Source organism: Halorubrum sp. AD140 (assembly GCF_034497445.1).
GTDB lineage: Archaea > Halobacteriota > Halobacteria > Halobacteriales > Haloferacaceae > Halorubrum.
In genome coordinates, this window is the sequence record NZ_JAXRUU010000186.1 from 1 (window position 1) to 1,463 (window position 1,463).

Below are 1,463 nucleotides of genomic sequence, written 5' to 3' on the forward strand. Positions count from 1 at the left end.
TGTACTCGGAGACACGCACGTCGGGTATCGACACCGCTCCCCATCCGAGAAGGCTGCGTGGGCGAGGAACGTCAATGCTCGTGAGGCATTCGTACGATGTCTCGAGCGGGCACGCGACCTCGATGTCGACGCCGTCGTACACGCGGGCGACGTGTTCGACCACGGGAATACGCAGGGAGATCGAAACGCAGTCAGACAAGCGATCTCTCGAACAGTCGGAGCAGGAATCCTGTTCTACTACGTGTTCGGAAATCACGATGACGAGAAGGGCCGGAAGCTGCTGACGTCGACTTCAGGAATCCACCTCACGGAAACGACGTCGCCGGTCGGGAGTTCTTCGGTGAACTTCCGTGGGGTTGACCACAGTGGTCAGTCATTCCCTACGACAGCACCGGGTGGATCGATGGATATGCCCTTGGGAAAGAACGTCTTAGTTATCCACGCGTCGCCCCACCCGGCCGTAGACCGTTCTGGCTCGCTGCTCTATCAAAAGGACCCGAACCGAGCAGATATTTTGCCATACATCGAAAGCGCAGACTTCGACATCGATTTAATCATAACTGGTCACCTCCACGTAGCTGATCAGGCACATGTTCGCGGCCGTGCCATCCCTGTTCTTGTGACCGGGCCAACGGTTCCGATCAGTTCCTACGAGAAGAACAGCAACCCATCGACATGGCTGCTGACCGCTACCGAATCAGGGATCGACCTCGATAGACGGCCGGTGTAGGTGACTCTGGTTCCGCAGAAATTATATTTCGTCTTGGACTGTTGACCAGCAATCCGGACAGTAGCGATATTGCGACTCCCCTGACCACGAGGTAACGACCTCAGTCACCGAGACATCAGTCCCACAATCATCACAGGTAACAGGAGAAGGGATGTCCTCCGGCGCAGGGAACCAGTCGGGAATTTCCGATAGCGCGGTCGACAACGTCTACCCAGGCATCTCTTCTTGGTCGTCGAGAAAGTTCCGTTTCAGTTCTCTCACACCATCACGAGTGATCAACAACTCACCGTACATGTACCCCCAGTACTCAACATAGAACCGGTCGTCAGACACGCGAGAAATATCGAGACCATCGACACCTTCGATGAACATGTGTGGTTCTGTTTGGTTTCGGGAGATCCGGACTTGGTGCTGATATTTATGTCCGGACAGCTGGTCAGGCTCGCCCCGATCAATAATATTTGACTCCGAGATATTGAACACATCCGTAGCGTATCCGGTCTGCTACATGTATCTACCTCGTACGGCGGAGTATGGTCTACGTGCGAAACATCTCGCTTCGAAGATAGAAACTTGGTTCCGCTATTCAGTGTCGATCATCTACAGATCTCATGGCGTGTTTGTCTGAACGAGTGTCTCCGACCGACTGATTATCCTTCCCATCGTGATGAATTGGGATGACGGGCCTCGAGCGATAGTGCGGCTTCACCACCGGAGCTTTGTGGCTGAGGAG

Annotated in this window: 1 protein-coding gene; it reads left to right on the top strand. The window is 54.3% G+C overall.

The window, feature by feature from the left end; genetic code table 11:
* On the top strand, positions 1 to 730 hold a 730-nt coding region (locus tag U4E84_RS17255; RefSeq protein ID WP_322533329.1), incomplete at its 5' end, for a metallophosphoesterase.
* Positions 731 to 1,463 lie beyond the last annotated feature (733 nt).